This window comes from Haliscomenobacter sp., assembly GCF_033763495.1.
GTDB lineage: Bacteria > Bacteroidota > Bacteroidia > Chitinophagales > Saprospiraceae > Haliscomenobacter.
On the sequence record NZ_JANRKL010000031.1, the window covers coordinates 1 to 18,019 of the forward strand.

Annotated in this window: 12 protein-coding genes; 4 read left to right on the plus strand and 8 right to left on the minus strand. The window is 46.9% G+C overall.

Annotation, left to right across the window (positions count from 1 at the left end):
• The first annotated feature begins 78 nt into the window (after positions 1 to 78).
• Positions 79 to 270: a cold shock domain-containing protein gene (locus SFV55_RS03040; RefSeq protein ID WP_320027982.1), complete on the plus strand. Its 192-nt coding sequence runs from the start codon at positions 79 to 81 to the stop codon at positions 268 to 270.
• Positions 271 to 426: 156 nt separating this feature from the next.
• On the opposite strand, the gene SFV55_RS03045 is transcribed toward SFV55_RS03040, so the two are convergent.
• From SFV55_RS03045 to topA, 7 genes are all read right to left on the minus strand, one after another.
• Positions 427 to 2,919 (minus strand): carboxypeptidase regulatory-like domain-containing protein, encoded by a 2,493-nt coding sequence (locus SFV55_RS03045; protein ID WP_320027983.1) that lies wholly within the window; start codon positions 2,917 to 2,919, stop codon positions 427 to 429.
• A gap of 171 nt (positions 2,920 to 3,090) precedes the next feature.
• Positions 3,091 to 3,954: a UbiA-like polyprenyltransferase gene (locus tag SFV55_RS03050; RefSeq protein ID WP_320027984.1), complete on the minus strand. Its 864-nt coding sequence runs from the start codon at positions 3,952 to 3,954 to the stop codon at positions 3,091 to 3,093.
• A gap of 292 nt (positions 3,955 to 4,246) precedes the next feature.
• Positions 4,247 to 4,765 (minus strand): DUF1573 domain-containing protein, encoded by a 519-nt coding sequence (locus tag SFV55_RS03055; protein WP_320027985.1) that lies wholly within the window; start codon positions 4,763 to 4,765, stop codon positions 4,247 to 4,249.
• Between the two features lie 88 nt (positions 4,766 to 4,853).
• Positions 4,854 to 6,506: a helix-hairpin-helix domain-containing protein gene (locus tag SFV55_RS03060; RefSeq protein ID WP_320027986.1), complete on the minus strand. Its 1,653-nt coding sequence runs from the start codon at positions 6,504 to 6,506 to the stop codon at positions 4,854 to 4,856.
• 11 nt (positions 6,507 to 6,517) lie between these two features.
• On the minus strand, positions 6,518 to 7,168 hold the full coding sequence (locus SFV55_RS03065) for an N-acetylmuramoyl-L-alanine amidase (protein WP_320027987.1): 651 nt from the start codon (positions 7,166 to 7,168) through the stop codon (positions 6,518 to 6,520).
• 130 nt (positions 7,169 to 7,298) lie between these two features.
• The gene (locus SFV55_RS03070; protein WP_320027988.1) at positions 7,299 to 7,610 is read right to left on the minus strand and encodes a DUF3467 domain-containing protein; all 312 of its coding nucleotides are present in this window, start codon (positions 7,608 to 7,610) and stop codon (positions 7,299 to 7,301) included.
• A gap of 97 nt (positions 7,611 to 7,707) precedes the next feature.
• Positions 7,708 to 10,284, minus strand: a complete 2,577-nt coding sequence (gene topA / locus SFV55_RS03075) for a type I DNA topoisomerase (protein ID WP_320027989.1) — start codon at positions 10,282 to 10,284, stop codon at positions 7,708 to 7,710.
• Between the two features lie 143 nt (positions 10,285 to 10,427).
• Between topA and SFV55_RS03080 the strand changes: the two genes are divergently transcribed.
• Together SFV55_RS03080 and purB are read left to right on the plus strand one after the other, a co-directional pair.
• Positions 10,428 to 11,537 carry an AAA family ATPase gene (locus tag SFV55_RS03080; protein ID WP_320027990.1) on the plus strand — a complete coding sequence of 370 codons (1,110 nt, stop codon included), beginning with the start codon at positions 10,428 to 10,430 and terminating at the stop codon, positions 11,535 to 11,537.
• A 103-nt stretch (positions 11,538 to 11,640) separates the two neighbouring features.
• Positions 11,641 to 12,972: an adenylosuccinate lyase gene (gene purB, locus SFV55_RS03085; protein WP_320027991.1), complete on the plus strand. Its 1,332-nt coding sequence runs from the start codon at positions 11,641 to 11,643 to the stop codon at positions 12,970 to 12,972.
• A gap of 123 nt (positions 12,973 to 13,095) precedes the next feature.
• Here the strand turns inward: purB and SFV55_RS03090 are convergent, their stop codons facing one another.
• The gene (locus SFV55_RS03090; RefSeq protein ID WP_320027992.1) at positions 13,096 to 15,792 is read right to left on the minus strand and encodes an outer membrane beta-barrel family protein; all 2,697 of its coding nucleotides are present in this window, start codon (positions 15,790 to 15,792) and stop codon (positions 13,096 to 13,098) included.
• Positions 15,793 to 16,265: 473 nt separating this feature from the next.
• Here SFV55_RS03090 and ggt point away from each other — a divergent pair, with 473 nt between their 5' ends.
• On the plus strand, positions 16,266 to 18,005 hold the full coding sequence (ggt, locus tag SFV55_RS03095; protein WP_320027993.1) for a gamma-glutamyltransferase: 1,740 nt from the start codon (positions 16,266 to 16,268) through the stop codon (positions 18,003 to 18,005).
• Positions 18,006 to 18,019 lie beyond the last annotated feature (14 nt).

Genomic DNA, 18,019 nt, shown 5'->3' on the forward strand with positions numbered 1-18,019 from the left:
CATGAAAATCAATTTCTTAGCAAAAAAGGTGTATCTTTGTCCTGGCAAATCGCCATATCACCATTTTAGTTTTTTCCAATGCATACTGGAACAGTAAAGTTTTTCAACGAATCCAAAGGTTTTGGATTCATCGTTGATGATGCCTCAAAGGAGGAATTTTTCGTACACGTCACGGGTTTGGTTGACAAAGTTCGTGAGGGTGACGCTGTCACTTTTAAAGTCGAAAATGGCAGAAAAGGAATGAATGCAGTAGAGGTGAAACTTGCTTAATCGCTGGTTTTAATCTTTGATTGATAAAAATCCTTACCCCCGGCAATCCTCCAATTTTTGTCGGGGGTTTTTATTTTCAGAAATAAAAAAGGGCATTTTGCAGAATCCAGAAATTCTTGCAAAATGCCCTTTTTTATTCATTCAATAATGAGCTGACTACTTCGCTCTCACCAATTGCCCGTTCAAATCTTCCACAACAAAAGCGCCGCTAAATCCGGCCTGTTGCACCCTGCCTAGTGCATTAAATGCCTCTGCAGCTGAATTGTAACAGCACAACAGTTTAATGGTCAAATCCTGACGTGGTCGATCCATAACAGTGCCCATACCCACAAGTTTGCTCCCGTTAAAATTACGCAGATCCCGGTATGCACCCAATTGGATCATGAAGCGACCTCCCGTATTGGTTACTGGTGGATTGGTTATTGGTGGATTGGTAAGCGGTGGATTGGTAAGCGGTGGGTTGGTACTTACGGGTGGATTGCTGGGTGGAAAAGAACTGGTAAGTGATACTCCATCATCGGTTACAATGAAAGCACCGGGGTACCCCATTCGTTTCACATTTTCCAATTGCCGTTGCGCTTCCTCACGAGTAGGAAAATTGCCTACCTTGATTTTATTTTTACCAGCCTCATTTTTGGTATATACGCTGGCAATGCTGCGCAAGTTGCTGAATTTGGACAGGTCAGGTTGGCCAGAAACGGCGGATACCTGAATGGCAAAACCAGCTCGTTCCAACTGGCTGCCTGTATTTCCAGTGTTCCCTGTATTGCCCGTGTTACCAGTTCCAGGGTTGGTGTTCCAGCCGCCATTGCCCAGTGGAACCATGTTCATTACCCCAAGAATGGTGCGGTCAGTACCATTGAGCACATTGATGCTGCGGGTTTCTTCATTGTAATTTGGTGCACTATAAGTAATCGTGTAGGGAGTATTCCGCGACAAACTCAGCACATAATTGCCCGAATAATCCGTAGCAGTACGGGTTATATTGCCCGTGTAGGTATTGCGGGCAGCAATTTGAACATTCGGGATAAATTCCCGGGAATTGCTGTTCACTACACGACCAAAATATTCTTCCCCTGCTTTGGTCAAGGGAATTTCAATGTCGCGATTGGGCGCAAAATAGGCCGACATTGCGCCCCGAAATTGCATGTATCCATCTGCACGTACAGTCACTTCGCACTCGGTTCCTGCACCAACTGGCAAATCGATGTAACCTTGCGCATCGGTCAGAAGGATGTAGTTGCTGACGCCACGCATACAATTGGTCAGGTCTACGGAGGCCCCAGGTAAAGCAATGCCATCGGAACCACTGAACACTCTGATGCGGGTTCTGCCTGTATTGGGGTTACCAGTTCCCGGGTTGGTGCCTGGATTGGTACCGGGGTTCACAACTACATTTGAGCCACCTTTGGTCACCCGATAGATGTCTTCCATACCCACACCACCGCTACGGTTGGAAACCATATAACCAAAATTGCGGTAAGAATCCATAATCATTCCGTAGTCGTCCGCTGAGGAGTTGACAGGTTGCCCCAGGTTGGTTGACTTCAACCAACGGCCTTCTCCTTGCTCCGCCATAAAGACGTCGAAACCACCAAAACCCAGGTGATAATCGGATGCGAAGTACAAATTTATCCCGTCAAAATAAGGTGTGATTTCATCCCCAGGCGTATTCACTGCAGGGCCCAGGTTGATGGGTCTGGACCAGTTGGCGCCTTCCTTGTAAGAGATGTACAAATCCCAGCCACCGAATCCGCCTTCACGATCACTGGCGAAAAACATTGCGTTGCCATCAGGAGTCAGGCATGGAAATCCTGTACGGCCTTTGGTGTCGTTGTTGGTGAATGCGCGCTCGTTGTACCAGGAGCCGTTGAAATTGACATCGGCCAGGATGATGCTCAGATCGAGGCCAGTGCCTGGAATTTGTCTAACTCCAGGTGTAAAATTATTTTTGGTGGTTGCTGCGTTGCGTCCATCCGAAGAAAAAGAAGCTGGGCCAATGCTGAAATCACTGATGCCAGGGCGTACTACAATGGCAGGCTGCAAAGAACCATCGGAACCCATTCCGGCAGAATACAAGGAACTTTTGGTCGAACTAAACGTCTGACCCTCCGTACGCAAGGATGCAAAAATCAATTGATCATTCATAAAGGCCGGACCGAAATCCGAACTCGTGCTGTTGATCCGTTCGGTAATGACCGTATAAGCGGTGGGGATGTTCAGATTCGTTTTTGAAAAATCACAACTTTGCACAAACTGGTTGCCTACCGTTGGATTGACTTTGGCGTAACTTTGGTAATAGACCTTTGCTTCGTCATAACGCCCGAGGCCCTTTAAACAGTGTGCGTACAAAAGTAGTTGGCGGTCTTGATATTTGCGGCTCCGAATCAATTTGAGATAGGTGGCCTCCGCTTCATCGAGGCGGTTGAGCAAGCGATAACATTCTGCCAATTTTCCCAATGCATCGGGATCAGTGGCATCTTTCTCTAAAGCCTGCCGATACACATCGACAGCTGGGGCGAATGCATTAGTTTCATACAATTGGTCTGCCTTGCGCATCAAACCCCGGAAAGTGGTTTGGGCATGCAGGGTGGCCATGGCCAGAAGAAAAAGGAACAGAAAACAAGCTTTCAGATTGTGTGGTCTCATACCAAAGGGATTTGCTGTGGAAAAGTGAGAGTTGGTAAAGGTACCTAGCCCTCAACAGGTAAAAATATTACAAAAAGGAAAATACTGCTAGTTAAAACGTAAAAATTTGAAATAAATAGTATAAAAAAGAGGTGAGTAAACGCTGTTGGGAAGAAAAAAGCACAAATTTTTCTAAAAAAGCACGTCAAAAATCACCAAAGTGCCAAAAACCAGGCTGGCAATCCCATTGGTGGTGAAGAATGCCCGGTTCACTTTGCTCAAATCGTTTGGTTTTACCAGCGTGTGTTGATACAGCAGCATGGTCATAAACACTCCTGCAGCCAACCAGTGCAGCCAGCGAAACTGCTGGTAAAACAAACCTTGTTGCCAACAAGCACAAAGAATCATGGAAGCACTGAGCAGGTGCAGGAACTCCGACAGGCGTAATGCCCCTTTCCGGCCCAAAACAACGGGAATGGAGTTCAGTTGTTGTGTCCGGTCGAACTCTTCATCCTGCAATGCGTAGATGATGTCGAAGCCCGAAACCCAAAACAATACTGCAAAGGAATACAACAATGGAATCCGGTCGAAACCTCCACCAGTGGCCAAATATGCGCCAATCGGCGCAAGAGCCAGTCCCAAACCCAATACAAAATGGCAGAGGTAAGTGAATCTTTTGGTATAACTGTACCCCAAAACAACCAGAAGTGCAACTGGCGAAAGGTAAAAACACAGTGGATTGATGAACCAGGCACTCAGCATAAAAAGCAAGGAATTGGCAATCACAAACAAAAGGGCTGAGCGGGGAGCAATTACCCCGGAAGGAATTTCGCGCACTTTGGTCCTTGGGTTCAACTCATCAATATCCCGGTCCAGGTACCGGTTAAAAGCCATCGCGGCACTACGTGCAAAAATCATACACAATACAACCAGTCCCAGGGTTTTCCAACTGAATCCCGTGTCAGATTGCAAGGTCCCCAAGGTAAAACCCAACAAAGCGAAGGGCATTGCAAAAATGGTATGGCTGAACGTGATCAGAGAGAAGTAGGATCGCATAGAGAAGGTTAAGGGAGGTTTGAGGAGTTGAGGGGGAGTTGCTTATCAGGTAATTAAAGAAGTGCCTATTAATTTTGGCACAGAGTTCTTTTGAGTGACGAGTTCCGAGTACATGAGTAGCGAGTTTTGAAGTGAGCTGCCGCAGCGACTTAGGTCAAGACTATGTATAAATCGCTGCGCCGGCTCACTTCAAAATTCTTACTTTACTTCAAAACTCGCTACTCATGTACTCGGAACTCGTCACTCGAAAATAAAAAATCATCAATTGCTTGATAAGCAAATTGCCTCAAGTCTATTGTTGTTTCGCCGCAGCTGGGTCCTCTTCCACCTCACCTTCCATATAGCAGTAAGTTTCTGGTGGGTTGGTATTGGCTACGATGGTAACCCGTTTGCTTTGGCCACCAAACTTGCCTGAAGAATCGAACACTACGACCATTTCACCTGTCTTACCGGGAGCGATTGGTTCTTTTGGCCAACTAGGGGTTGTACAACCACAAGATGCTTTGGCATCAGCAATGATCAGAGGTTCCTTGCCAGTGTTTCTGAACTTGAATACGTGACGCGCTTTGGCACCAGCTTTGATTTTGCCAAAATTGAATCGGTCACCTCCCAGGAACTCGATCGACGTCACGGGACCAGATGGAACCTCGGTGCTTTGTGGTTGCTCTGCAGTAGCTTCGATGGGTTGTACCTCGCCAGTTACCGCTGCCTGAGCTTCTTCGCGAATTTCCTTATCCTTGTTGTTCTGACAGGCGAAGACTGCCGCTGCCAGCAACAAAATCATGCTTGCTTTTTGAATAGCCTGCAACATTTTTGTGAGTTTTATGATGAAAAACTAAAGAACTGTTCAAAAGGTTTAAACCAATTCCCTTTTAGCGGGCAAATTTAATGAAAAATAGCTACTTCGTGCGCGAATTGATCCACATTACAAAGTCGTTAACACCCTTTGCATTCAGGCATTGAGCCGCACTCAATGCACCTTTGCGGGCGGATAAAACACCGTAATGAATGTCGTGAATACCTTGTCTACTATGTGCATCCGGATTGATCGAAATGAGCACCCCTTTATCCAAAGCATAAGGAATCCAGGTCCAGTCCAGATCGAGTCGATATGGGCTGGCATTCAACTCAATCGCTACTCCATTGGCGGCACAGGCATCGATCACTTTTGGGTGGTCCAGCGGGTATCCCTGGCGGGAAAGCAACAAACGCCCGGTTGGGTGCCCCAGGATTCTGGTATAGGGATTTTCAACAGCTTTAATTACTCGTTGGGTGGCCTTGGCCTCGTCCATGCGCAAATTGGAGTGAACCGAAGCAATGATCACTTCAAATTTGGCTAAAATGTCCTCGGGGTAATCCAGGGAGCCATCGTTGAGGATGTCACTTTCAATGCCCTTAAAAATGCGGAAAGGGGCCAGTTCACCATTAAGTACATCTATCTCCGCCATTTGGTTGAGTACTCTTTCGGGTTGTAGACCATTGGCGTAAAAGGCCGATTTGGAGTGATCACTCATCACTAAGTACTCATAACCTTGGGCTTTGCTGTATTCGGCCATTTCGCGCAGGGTATTGATCCCATCGCTGTAGGTAGAGTGGCTATGTACAACCCCTTTAATGTCCTGGCTTTCTACCAGAACAGGAACCGGGCGGGTCAAGCCCCAGGCCTCCTCGCGCAATTCAGCGGGGATAAACGTTTGATTGACTTTGGCAAAAACAGCGGCTTCCTCGTCCAAATCCCGGAAATCCTGGTCAGGGTATTTTTCCAAAAATGCCTGGAGAAAGGCTGGCGCAGCTGAATATTTGAATTGTTTGGAGCCAAACTCAGCAGCAGCACATTGAAAAACCCGAACCGGATATTCATTGATGGACAATGCACTGGTACAATCTGCCTGGCTTTGGATATTTTGTAACCCAATTTGGGTTAAAACCGATCCTATCTCGGTTTTGGTGCCTAGCAATAAATCTATGGATTCAAGCACATTGGCACAACGCCGAAAAGCACCAGTGAATTCGATTTTTACCTCGGGCAATACTTTTTGTAGGGCTTCCCGTATTTGAAGCCCTTCTTTTTCCAGGGTGGCGAAGTGGAACTGATTGCGCGATTTGAGGAAATACTGCAATTGCTGTCGAAGCTCGTTTTGGGTTTTTTCGCCAAAACCTTTCAACTCAAGCAGGCGGTTTTCATTGACGGCGTACAACAACTCGCCTATGGTTTCAATACCCAATTCTGACCAAATAACTTTGATTTTTTTAGGGCCAAAACCTTTGATGTGCAGCATTTCCTGCACTCCTTCCGGCGTTTTGTCGAGGTATTGCTGGAGGGTACTCATTTTGCCCGTATCCAACAATTCGCGGATTTTTTCGGCGATGGCTTGCCCTACCCCTTTGATGGCGCCGATGTCTGTCGCAGACATTTCGGTAAGTGGCCGCTCCAGTTTCCGGAGGGTCAGGTAAGCATTTTGATAGGAGCGAATTTTGAAGGGGTTTTCGCCGTGCAATTCTATGATGTCGCCAAGGAACTGAAAAACTTTGGCAATTTCCTTGTTGGACATAGCCGGGTGTTTTATGCAGTGAAATACTCAATGATGGTGCGTACTTGGGCTTCCGCAAAAAGATCGATGATGTTGTCGTCCATCAACAATAGAGCATCCTCGTAGTTGTCGAAAAAAAGGTGCTCGACCAAAATGGCGGGCATATTGGTTTTGCGCAGAATATAAAAGTTGGCTTCATTGTCGTGCTCACTACCGCTGGGGGTGGTCCGCATGTTAATCGAGGTGCCTTTAGGGTACAATGTCCGCAAGGAATTGACATTTTTCCAGTGAATGGAAGCGACTTTATCGGATTCAGTGACTCCAGGCGAAGTATAAATCTCGAACCCCCTTGCCGTATGGGAAGTGAAAGCATTGGCATGAGTGGAAATAACCAAGCTGCGCTCAAACTTCCGGCCATACCAATTGGCCATATCTACCCGGTGCTGTAGGGAATTGTCCAGGTAGTCATGGTGCAAGGGCATGTAAGTGATGCCCAAACGATCCAGTTTCCGCATCACCTGATTGGTCAACACCCGGTTCCATACTCCTTCGAAAAAAGTACTTCCCTGATGAAAAGTCCCACGGGCATGGCGAAACATCTTGGCAGGCGCAGTCGTGTACTCTCCGGCGCGGTTGAGCCCGCCGTGGCCGGCGTCGATAAAGATGATGGTATTGGGAAACATAGGTGTTGGTTTTTAGGGTTTCTACCAGAGTCATTCCGCATTTTTGAAAGCCAAAATCTGGTAAAATCAATCCAATGATCCGGTTTGTCCTTTCAAAAATCCGGGATGACTCTGGTTGGAATTTTTTTTATTATGCTTGCGCCTTCGGCGTACTGAAATTCAGGGGAAACGGAGGTTGTTCTTGCTCGTCAATTGCCCCAAACTGGGCCTCATACCGTTTGACATTGTCTGCCAGGGCCCGCATCAGGCGTTTGGCATGATCGGGAGTTAAGATAATGCGAGCTTTTACCTTAGCCTTGGGTACGTTGGGTACCAGTCTTACAAAGTCAACAACAAATTCTGAATGGGAGTGTGAAATAATTGCCAGATTGGAGTAGGTCCCCTCTGCGATATCTTCAGGCAATTCGATGTTGATCTGGTTTGGATTGTTCTTATCGTCCATTGTGGATGTTTTTGAAAGTTGAGGGAGGTTGGGAAGTTAAGTACCGGTCGCTGAGCGTAGCCGAAGCGCAGGGTACTTAACTCCTCAACCTTCTCAACTATTTTTTGGTTTTTGTTCCCTTCGCCGGCGCTTTTTTTGCAGCAGCCTTTTTTGCTGGCGCTTTTTTTGCAAAAGCATCGGGAACTTGTTCTTCAATTATTTTTTTCACTTCTTCAAGCGAAAGCAATGCTGCATCTTCGGCCTCCATTTTTTTACCATCGAGCCGTGGCAATTTCAGCATGTCTTTTTTAAAACGAATGAAAGGCCCCCAACGACCATTTTCAATGCTGATTTTTTCATCAGGCCAGTTCAGGATGAAGCGGTTGGCTTCTTTTTCCATTTTGGCTTCAATGAGTTCGTGCATCTCCTCAGGGGTCAAGGTATCGAGGTTGTACTTTTTGGGTACATTAATAAAGGTGTCATTCCATTTGATGAAAGGCCCAAAACGACCAGTGCCTTTGGTAATGGGGAACCCTTTATAGGTTGCTACAGGGGCATCGATTCTCTCTTTTTCCAAAATCAGCTCCATCGCCCTTTCCATACCCACACTCAAGGGGTCTTCACCTTTGGGAATCGAAATGAATTTCTCCCCAAAACGGACATAGGGGCCATAACGGCCAGTACCCACGGCCACTTCCTGTCCTTTGTAATCACCCAAAATTTTCGGCAACTCAAACAGTTTCATTGCTTCCTCCATTTCGATGGTATCGATGGATTGGCCAGGTTTGAGGTTGGCATAACGGGGTTTTTCACCCGGAATCAGTTCTTCAGGTGTGCCAATTTGAACCACTGGTCCCAGGCGGGTCATGCGGGTGAGGACGGAGTATCCAGTGCCTTCCTCTTTGCCCAAAACCCTTTCCCGGGTAGGGCGGTCGGCATTGGCCATGGTTTCTTCTACCACTTCGTGAAAGGGCCAATAGAAGGTTTCCAACATTTTGGTCCACTCCCGACTACCGCCAGCAATGTCGTCGAACAACTTTTCGATTTCGGCAGTGAACTTGTAGTCCATGATTTTATCAAAATGTTGGTCTAAAAAGTCACTCACCGTGGTACCCATATCGGTTGGAAACAAACGGCCTTTGATGACCCCGGTCATTTCCGACAACTCTTTTTTGCTGATCTGGGCATCCTTAAGGGTCAATTCGCGGTATGGGCGTGGGTTACCATCACGGTTTTCTTTCACCACATAACCACGGCCTTCTTCCATGATTTTGCTAATGGTAGGTGCATAGGTAGAAGGACGACCAATGCCCAGTTCTTCCAGTTTTTTGACCAATCCTGCTTCGGTGTACCGAGCAGCCGGACGAGTGAATCGCTCGGTGGCAGTCATAAAGTTAAGCGGCAACAATTGCCCAACCTTCAATGGAGGCAAAACGCCGTGCTCTTCGTCTTCCTCTTCATCGTCGTTGGACTCGAGATAGACCTTCAAAAAACCATCAAATTTCAATACTTCACCTTCGGCCTGCAATTTTGCTGCGGGTTGGGTAGAGATACCAATGTCAACTACGGTTTTTTCCAGTTCTGCCTCCGCCATTTGTGAGGCAATGGTGCGTTTCCAGATCAGTTCGTAGAGGCGCTTTTCGTCGCGATCTCCTGGAATGACCTGGTTTTCAATATAAGTTGGACGAATCGCTTCGTGAGCTTCCTGGGCGTTGGCTGATTTGTTTTTGAAGCGGCGGATTTCGACGTATTGTTTACCAAATTGTTTTTCAATTTCCTGGGCAATCGAAGCAATGGCCGATTCGCTCAGGTTAATCGAATCTGTACGCATATAAGTGATAAAACCCGCTTCATACAACTTTTGTGCAGTCACCATGGTACGGTTCACCGAAAAGCCCAATTTGCGGCTGGCTTCCTGCTGCAAAGTAGAAGTAGTAAAGGGTGCAGTGGGGCGGCGTTTGAGCGGCTTGACCTCGATGCTGCGGATTTTGTATTCGGCACCGATGCATTTTTTGAGGAATGCTTCAGCGTCACCTTCCGTTTTGAGGCGATCAGGGCCTTCAGCTTTTAGCCCTACCGTACGACCTTGTTCATTTTTTACATTAAATAAGGCGTCAATTTTGAAGTAAGGTTCGGACTTGAAATTGTTGATCTCCCGTTCTTTTTCCACCACCAACTTCACAGCTACGGATTGAACCCGGCCTGCGGAAAGTTTACCTTTGACTTTTTTCCACAAAATTTCAGACAGTTCAAAGCCCACCAAACGGTCTAAAACCCTTCGGGCTTGTTGGGCATTGACCAGGTTCAGATCAACTGTACGGGGTTGTTTAACCGCTTTTTCAATGGCGGGTTTGGTGATTTCGCGAAAGACAATGCGTTTGGTCGATTTGGGATCCAGGCCCAACACTTCACACAAATGCCAAGAAATGGCTTCTCCTTCACGGTCCTCGTCCGTTGCCAGCCACACCTCATCAACCTTCTTGACCCAATCTTTTAACTCTTTAACTACCTTGTGCTTCTCTGGAGATATGGTGTATTTAGGCCGAAAACCATCCTTTACATCCACCGCCTGATTGCCCTTGTCAAGGTCTCGCACGTGACCATAGCTCGAACGCACCGTAAAATCCTTTCCCAGGTACTTTTCGATCGTTTTGGCCTTTGCTGGCGACTCTACAATGAGCAAGTTCTTCGACATATTGTTTCGTTTTAAAAAGGATTCGTTTTATTTCGACGGGACAAAAGTATAAATTTTAGAAAAAAAAAAGATAAAACATCCGCATGCACACGCACACCCTCAGCTTGTCCTGGCGTATCTTTACCGCTTTGAAACGAAAAAGAATGAAAAACATATACGTTGCTGCAACCAGCCAACATGTTGGCAAAACCACTACTACATTGGGTTTGGTCGCCAATTTCATTGAAAAAGGTTTTAAAACTGGCTATTGTAAACCTGTTGGACAGCAGCACGTAACCATTAACGGAATTACTGCGGATAAAGATGCAGTGTTGTTTTCCGAAGTAACCGGATTTGAAATCATTCCTGATTTGCACAGCCCGGTGATCATTGGCCGGGGAGTGACCAAAGATTTTCTGGATCACCCGGATCATTATCACTTTGAAGAAAAACTCCTCGCAGCCAAAAAAGTTTTAAGTGAACAATACGACATTGTGGTGTATGAAGGCACCGGGCACCCAGGGGTAGGCAGTATTGTCAACCTGAGCAATGCCAAAGTTGCCAAAATCCTGGATGCTGGTGTCATTATGGTGGTGGAAGGAGGCATTGGCAGCACCATTGACATGTTGAACATGTGTGCAGCCCTGTTCAGAGAAGAAAATGTGCCTATTGTGGGAGTGATTGTAAACAAAGTCAGGATGGAAAAAATGGATGAAACCAGATTTTACTTGCAGCGCAAGTTGGATCAGATGGGTTATCCACTTTTGGGACTCCTGCCTTATGAACAATCCCTGTCTCTTCCCATCATGGAAATGATCCGCAAAGCGGTTGATGGCAAAATCCTGATGAATGAAGACTGCATGAACAATAAAGTCGAAGACATCATTGCTGGCTCGCTAGTGGATGTAGATGAATTTCATAAGTTTGAAAACCTCCTCTTGGTCACCAGTTCCATTCGCCTCAATCAAGTCATTGAAAAAGTGGAATCGGTAGCCAGAATGAAAAATTTAAAAACTTCCCCCTTGTCCGGGGTGATTGTGACCAGTGATGGGCGGCATCACCGCTGGCTGGATTTGGCGGATTTGAACCACCCTTATTTTTCCAAACACAAAATTCCAGTCATCACCACCACTTTGGATACGTATGGGTCCGTGGTGAAAATCACCCGCATCGAGGTCAAGATCAATAACCGTACTCCCTGGAAAACCAAACGTGCCGTTGAATTATTCCACGAGCATGTTGACTTTGATAAATTGCTTAAAAGTTATGAGTGATGAATGGTGAGTGATGAATTTAATGGGATGTAATTCCGACATTAAATCATTACTCAGCCACCAATTCATCATTCATCACTCCTCACTTATAATTTACAAAATCGTGCTAACCGCAATCTCTCCCATCGACGGCCGCTATGCCGATAAAACTGCCGCCCTGAGTAACTTTTTCTCCGAATACGCGCTGATTCGATACCGCGTATTGGTAGAAGTGGAATATTTTATTGCCCTGGTGCGCTACCCTCTGCCGCAATTGGCTTCTTTTCCGGAGGAAAGAATAGCTGATTTGACGCGCATCAGCAATCAAATGACGCTGGAAGATGCCCAACGCATCAAAGACATTGAGCGCATCACCAACCATGACGTAAAAGCAGTGGAGTATTTTTTGAAAGAAAAATTTGACCAGTTGGGTTTGCAACGCTACAAGGAGTTCATCCATTTTGGTCTGACCTCTCAAGACGTCAACAATACCGCCATTCCCCTCTCCACCCGCCATGCGTTAGAACAGGAATATTACCCCGGTTTGGGAAAGGTGCGCAATGAACTGGCCACGATGGCCGAAACCTGGGCTGACATTGCCATGTTGGCCCGCACCCATGGGCAACCAGCCTCCCCTACCCGACTAGGTAAAGAAATCCAGGTCTTTGTTGCTCGTTTGGATCAGCAACTGGAATTGCTGAAAGCCATCCCCCACAGTGCCAAATTTGGTGGGGCGACCGGCAATTTTAACGCGCATTATGTAGCCTATCCCAACATCGACTGGCAACAATTCGCCTGGGCTTTTTTGCACGATGATCTGGGCCTGGAGCGCTCTGAGCCAACCACCCAAATTGAGCATTACGATAACCTGGCCGCGCAGTGTCAGGCACTCATGCGCATCAATACCATTTTGATTGATTTGTGCCGTGACATTTGGACCTACATTTCGATGGAGTATTTCAAACAAAGGGTAGTTGCCGGTGAGGTGGGTTCTTCTGCGATGCCGCATAAAGTCAATCCTATAGATTTTGAAAATGCGGAGGGCAACCTCGGTTTGGCCAATGCTGTTTTCACCCATTTGGCGGAAAAATTGCCGATTTCCCGCCTACAACGAGATTTGACGGATAGCACCGTACTGCGCAATCTGGGAGTGCCTTTTGCACACACCTTGATTGCTTTTCAATCCATCCGCAAGGGTTTGGGTAAATTGGTACTCAATGAGGCTCAATTGCGCCAGGACTTGGAAGACAACTGGATGGTGGTAGCGGAAGCGATTCAAACCATCCTGCGCCGCGAAGCCTACCCCGAGCCCTATGAGGCACTGAAGGCCCTCACTAGGGGCAAGGCTAAAATAACGGCGGAGGACATTCATGCCTTTATTGATACCTTGGAGGTGAGTCAGGCGATCAAATTTGAATTGCGGAACATTACACCCTGGAATTATACGGGCAGATAAAACCTGCTTAGGTGCTTCTTAAGTGCCTCAGGTTTCTTAGGTGGTGAAATTAATACCTTGTTTCGCAAGGCTTTTTCTTTTTCACCACCTAAGGAACTGAAGACACCAGAGAGGCACCTTAGTTTACTTCTTCTTCCCCCCATTCCGCACCAAATACGAAAAACTCAACATCACATACCGCGACAGCGCGTTCACCTGTTCATCCACCAGGGTATTCAACTGAGCATTGCGGCTGACTCCTTGATTGCGGCCAAGCAAATCATAAGCGGAAAGACGCAACTGGCCTTTTTTGCCTTCCAAAACATAAGCGCTAAAAGAGGCATTCCAAATGGGCAAACTGCGTTGAAATCCATCGCCCAAACCACTGTACACGATGTAATTGAATTGTGACTCCACACTGAATTTTTCCTTGCCAAAAGGTTTGCGCAGGTAGGAACCAAAGGTATTTTGTAAAAAATTGCGGTTCAATTCCGCATTGGTGGAATACGTATTGGCCGTAAAGTTCATTCTGCTGCTGATCGACCATTCCCATTTTTTTTGTTTCTGGTTGGTGATGGACAAACTGGCACCATGCCGCCGCGAATAGGTGGTATTTTGCAAGCGGTTGATGAAAGTCAGGTTGCGGCCAAAGCCGTGATCCGTCCCCATACTGAAGCGGATTCCCCAGACTTTCACCGGAAATACATAATAAATGTTGCTGCTTGTGGAATAATCGTTGCTGACATTTTGGGGCGTGGATTTGGTCACCAATTGTTCATCTACCTCCTGAACCGTCTGGATCTTATCGGTGGTCAATGTCCCATTCAAACTAAACAGGAGAGTAGTCCCCTTTTTGGAATCGAATAAATTGTAACGCAAGGAGCCATTGTAGCGCAACTCTGGCGTGAGGGTGGGGTTGCCAATGTAATACCGCAGGGCATCGGTTACTTCTGGTACGGGTTGCAATTGCCGGATGCTGGGTAAATTCAAGTTTTGATCCAGATTGAAGCTAATCGTTTTGGATTGTTTGGGGCGGTAGGTCAAATTAAAGGAAGGCAACAAATAATCGTAGCGTTGATTGACCGCTGCTTCTTGTAAAAACAGACCACCCCGCAAAAAAGTGTTTTCCCAACGTACCCGGGCCCCAAAGTCCAGTTTTTTATAATCCGCCTGAACGCCTAAAGTGGTGTTGTGGCGAAATACGTCACTCAATAAATGGTTGCTTTGCTGCTCATTGAGCAACAACTGTCCTGAATCTTGAACGTCCGAAACCAAGCGTTTGTCGTTGTTGACCGAAGCACGATAATTGTACGTTGTGTGCAGGGAAAAACGTTTGCTCAGGGGCTCGCTAAAAGAAATTTGTGCACTCCAGTTTTCGGAATCACTCCCTGTATTGCGTTCCTGTTGAATCAACACTTCCCGTTCAGCCGCCGTGGCGGTGGCAAAAAAGAAATTCCGCGATTGGTTGGTGGATAAATTTTGGTTGTCATTGGTATCCCAATCCAGGTCGAGGTTCAGGTTGCGGCCCTTTTTCCCTAATCGTTTGCGAAAGGTGAATTCCAGGTTGCCACCCAGGTTTTCACTTTCACCCCGGTTGGTCCGCATGCTGGTATTCCGAGGCCCGGTTGACAGATCACTGGCGAGGGATTGGAAATCAAAAACATTGTTGCCATTGCGCATGGACATGCCCCCGACCAATCGAAAGCCCCATAAGGTATCTCTGCGATTGGATTCAAAAGTAAGATTGAGGTTTTGATTGAGGCTAAAGTTGTCGCTTTGGCTGGTGTCCTGATTGATGATGGTCTGATTTGCCAGGTAGCGCTCCACCCTGGCGATTCGATCCAAATTCCGATCGGACAAATTCAAGCGGTAATTGCCGTAAATCTGCCACTTGCGGGGCAATTCCTGGGAAAAATTCAAACCGGTATTCACGTTGGTGTTGAGCCCTCCCGAAGGCAAAGCATTGGATTCTGTCAAACCCCGTTCCGACACATCGTTGTTGCCGTTGCGGTTGACGTTGTTGGCCGACAAGGTGCCTGTCAGGCGGCGCTTTGGGGAAAATTTATTCAAGGTGCCCACTGCATCAAATTGTTGCGGAGGGCCCAGACCGAGAGTTGATTTGCCAAAATTGGCCTTTTGCCGATCGGGTTTGGTTTTGATGTTGAGGATTTTTTCCCGTTGCCCATCGTCAATCCCGGAAAATTCCGCCTTGTCGGATTTTTTATCGATGATTTGAATTTTGTCTACCGCATCAGCAGGCAATACCTTGAGGGCCATTTTGATGTCGGTCCCAAAAAACTCCTTGCCATCCACCATGATTTTTTTGATGTCTTCACCCTGCGCTTTGAGGGTACCGTCGGGGTCGAGTTCCATGCCTGGCATTTTTTTGAGCATGTCTTCCACTGCGTCGTGGGCCTGTACTTTGACCAAGTTGGCACTCAGTTCCAGGGTATCACCACGCACGGTGATGGGGATCCGGTTGGCGGTAATTTCGGTGGTTTGCAGGAGATTTTGTTTCGTTTTGAGCTGAATATCGCCCAGGTTGATTTCGCGGGTTCCTTTTTCGATGCTGAGGACTTTTTCCCAGGTTTCAAAACCCAGATAGCTGATTTGCAGGCGATACAAGCCCGGTCGCACCCCCGACAATTCAATCAATCCAGCATCATCACTCAAATCATAGCCGTACAAGGAAGAATCCTGAACAACATACAATGCGGTAGTAGCACGAGGTAGAATTTGACTGCTTGAATCAATGATTTTGCCAAAAATCCGGGTTTGGCCTTGAATCTCGTACCCGGAGGAAACGAGCAAAAAGAGCAGCAAGCAGTAGATGTACTTCATGAATCAATTAATTCGGAGCTGTGTATGACGCCAAAATTACTGTGATAGACAAAGATTGGAATTAAAGTGTTGCAGTGAACCGAAAGGACCGATTGATTTTTGTTGTAAAATATACATTTATTCAGAATTCTATTCCTAAAAAACGAATTCAAGCTTTAACCAAAAAAAAGATGCGCCTCCCCCACTCCTAGCATTGGGGAGGCGCCTTCACATAAAGCCAGTAACTAAACCCATTAATCAGTTATCTTTAAAAGTGAATAGTGAAAAGCAAGTCAACATCACTGTACTCTTATGGGTAACTGGTTTGTCCTGGCGTCAAAAAACATTTTCTTGACTTTTTTTATCTTTGAACGGTTGTGTGCGAATAAGCAAAAGGCAAATTGTAAAATCGACGAAGCATTTTAGCTTGATTATTTTACTTTACTTTTCGCTATTCGCTTTACACTTTTCTCTATTCAAATAATCGTGCCAAAATGAAACCAAGTCGTACTTTTTTTTCATTTTTTCTTTTTTTTCTGCTTTTTCAATCCTTTTTACCATCAATAGGGTATGCCCAAAATACTAGTCAGCCTGGAATTTACCCGATCAGCAAAAGTACCATTGCCGATCGGGCGATGGTGGTTGCCCCACATCCCATTGCTTCCCAGGTTGGCCTCGACATCTTAAAACAAGGTGGAAATGCTGTGGATGCCGCCATAGCTGTTCAGTTTGCCATCGCCGTAGTGTATCCCCGGGCCGGAAATATCGGCGGAGGAGGATTGATGGTGTTGCGCACCAAAGATGGCCAATTCAACGCACTTGATTATCGGGAAAAAGCCCCCGGCAAAGCAGGCCGGGACATGTACCTCGATAGTCTGGGCAATGTGGTGCCACGCCTCAGCACCGAAGGGCATATGGCAGCTGGTGTACCCGGCACGGTGGCAGGAATGATTGCTGCCCATAAAAAATACGGGAAATTGCCCTTCAAAACCCTGATCCAACCGGCCATTGATTTGGCCAAAAAAGGCTACTCCATTACCCAAGGCGAAGTGGATCGCCTCAATGGCAACCAGGCCAATTTCAAAAAGTACAATGCCGATGACAATGCACTGGTCAAAGCTGAACCCTGGAAATTGGGCGATTTGTTGATTCAACCCAATTTGGCTGCCACCCTGGAACGCATCCAGAAAAAGGGCAAGGCTGGTTTTTACAAAGGTCAAACTGCCGATTACATCGTAGCCGAAATGGCCCGGGGGAATGGACTCATTTCGCATAATGACCTAAAAAATTATGCGGCCCGCTGGCGGGAACCGGTTAGCGCCAACTACAAAAATTACCACATCGTATCTATGCCTCCCCCGTCCAGTGGTGGGATCATCATTTTGCAATTGATGAAAATGATGGAACGTTTCCCTTTGGCAGAATGGGGCTTTCAGTCCCTCAACGCAGTCCATGTGATGGCGGAGGCAGAACGCCGGGTGTACGCTGATCGGGCTCAGTACATGGGTGACCCCGACTTTTTCAAGGTACCTCAGGATTCCCTGCTGAACGACAAATACCTGCGTCAACGCATGGCCAACTTCAATCCCACCAAGGCTACCCTCAGTAAAGATATTCTGGCCGGAGATTTCCGCAGCATCAGTAAGGAAAGTTTTGAAACGGAACACACCTCCGTGGTAGATGCCGAAGGCAATGCGGTAGCAGTTACGACCACCTTGAATTCCAATTTTGGCAACAAAGTAATGGTGCACGGTGCCGGCTTTTTGCTCAACAACGAAATGGACGATTTTAGTGCCAAAGCAGGTGTGCCCAATCAATTTGGCCTGGTGGGCAGTGAAGCCAATTCGATTCAGCCCAACAAACGAATGTTGAGCGCCATGTCGCCAACCATCGTGGAAAAGGATGGGCAATTGTTTTTGGTGATTGGTGCACCGGGCGGCTCAACCATTATCACCGCTGTCTTTCAAGTAATGATGAATGTGATGGAATTTGGAATGCCCATCGATGAGGCCATCAAGGCGGGGCGCTTCCACAATCAATGGTTGCCTGACGAAATTTGGGTGGAAAAAGCGGCTTTAACGCCGGAGCTGCGCAAGGAGCTGGAGCTATTGGGCCATAAATTGCGCGAGGTGAATTACATGGCCGTGGTGAAGGCTATTTTGCGTTTGCCGAGTGGGAAGTTGCAGGGAGCAGGGGATCCACGGAATCCGGATGATGATGCGAAGGGGTATTGAGGCAGTGCTTTCTA

Bases quoted from the DNA above. Each gene is read 5' to 3' on its own strand.
- SFV55_RS03055 (WP_320027985.1), bottom strand. From the start codon at position 4,765: ATGTTGCAGGCTATTCAAAAAGCAAGCATGATTTTGTTGCTGGCAGCG.
- SFV55_RS03090 (WP_320027992.1), bottom strand. From the start codon at position 15,792: ATGAAGTACATCTACTGCTTGCTGCTCTTTTTGCTCGTTTCCTCCGGG.
- SFV55_RS03050 (WP_320027984.1), bottom strand. From the start codon at position 3,954: ATGCGATCCTACTTCTCTCTGATCACGTTCAGCCATACCATTTTTGCA.
- SFV55_RS03070 (WP_320027988.1), bottom strand. From the start codon at position 7,610: ATGGACGATAAGAACAATCCAAACCAGATCAACATCGAATTGCCTGAA.
- ggt (WP_320027993.1), top strand. From the start codon at position 16,266: ATGAAACCAAGTCGTACTTTTTTTTCATTTTTTCTTTTTTTTCTGCTT.
- SFV55_RS03040 (WP_320027982.1), top strand. From the start codon at position 79: ATGCATACTGGAACAGTAAAGTTTTTCAACGAATCCAAAGGTTTTGGA.
- SFV55_RS03065 (WP_320027987.1), bottom strand. From the start codon at position 7,168: ATGTTTCCCAATACCATCATCTTTATCGACGCCGGCCACGGCGGGCTC.
- SFV55_RS03045 (WP_320027983.1), bottom strand. From the start codon at position 2,919: ATGAGACCACACAATCTGAAAGCTTGTTTTCTGTTCCTTTTTCTTCTG.
- SFV55_RS03060 (WP_320027986.1), bottom strand. From the start codon at position 6,506: ATGTCCAACAAGGAAATTGCCAAAGTTTTTCAGTTCCTTGGCGACATC.
- topA (WP_320027989.1), bottom strand. From the start codon at position 10,284: ATGTCGAAGAACTTGCTCATTGTAGAGTCGCCAGCAAAGGCCAAAACG.
- SFV55_RS03080 (WP_320027990.1), top strand. From the start codon at position 10,428: ATGAAAAACATATACGTTGCTGCAACCAGCCAACATGTTGGCAAAACC.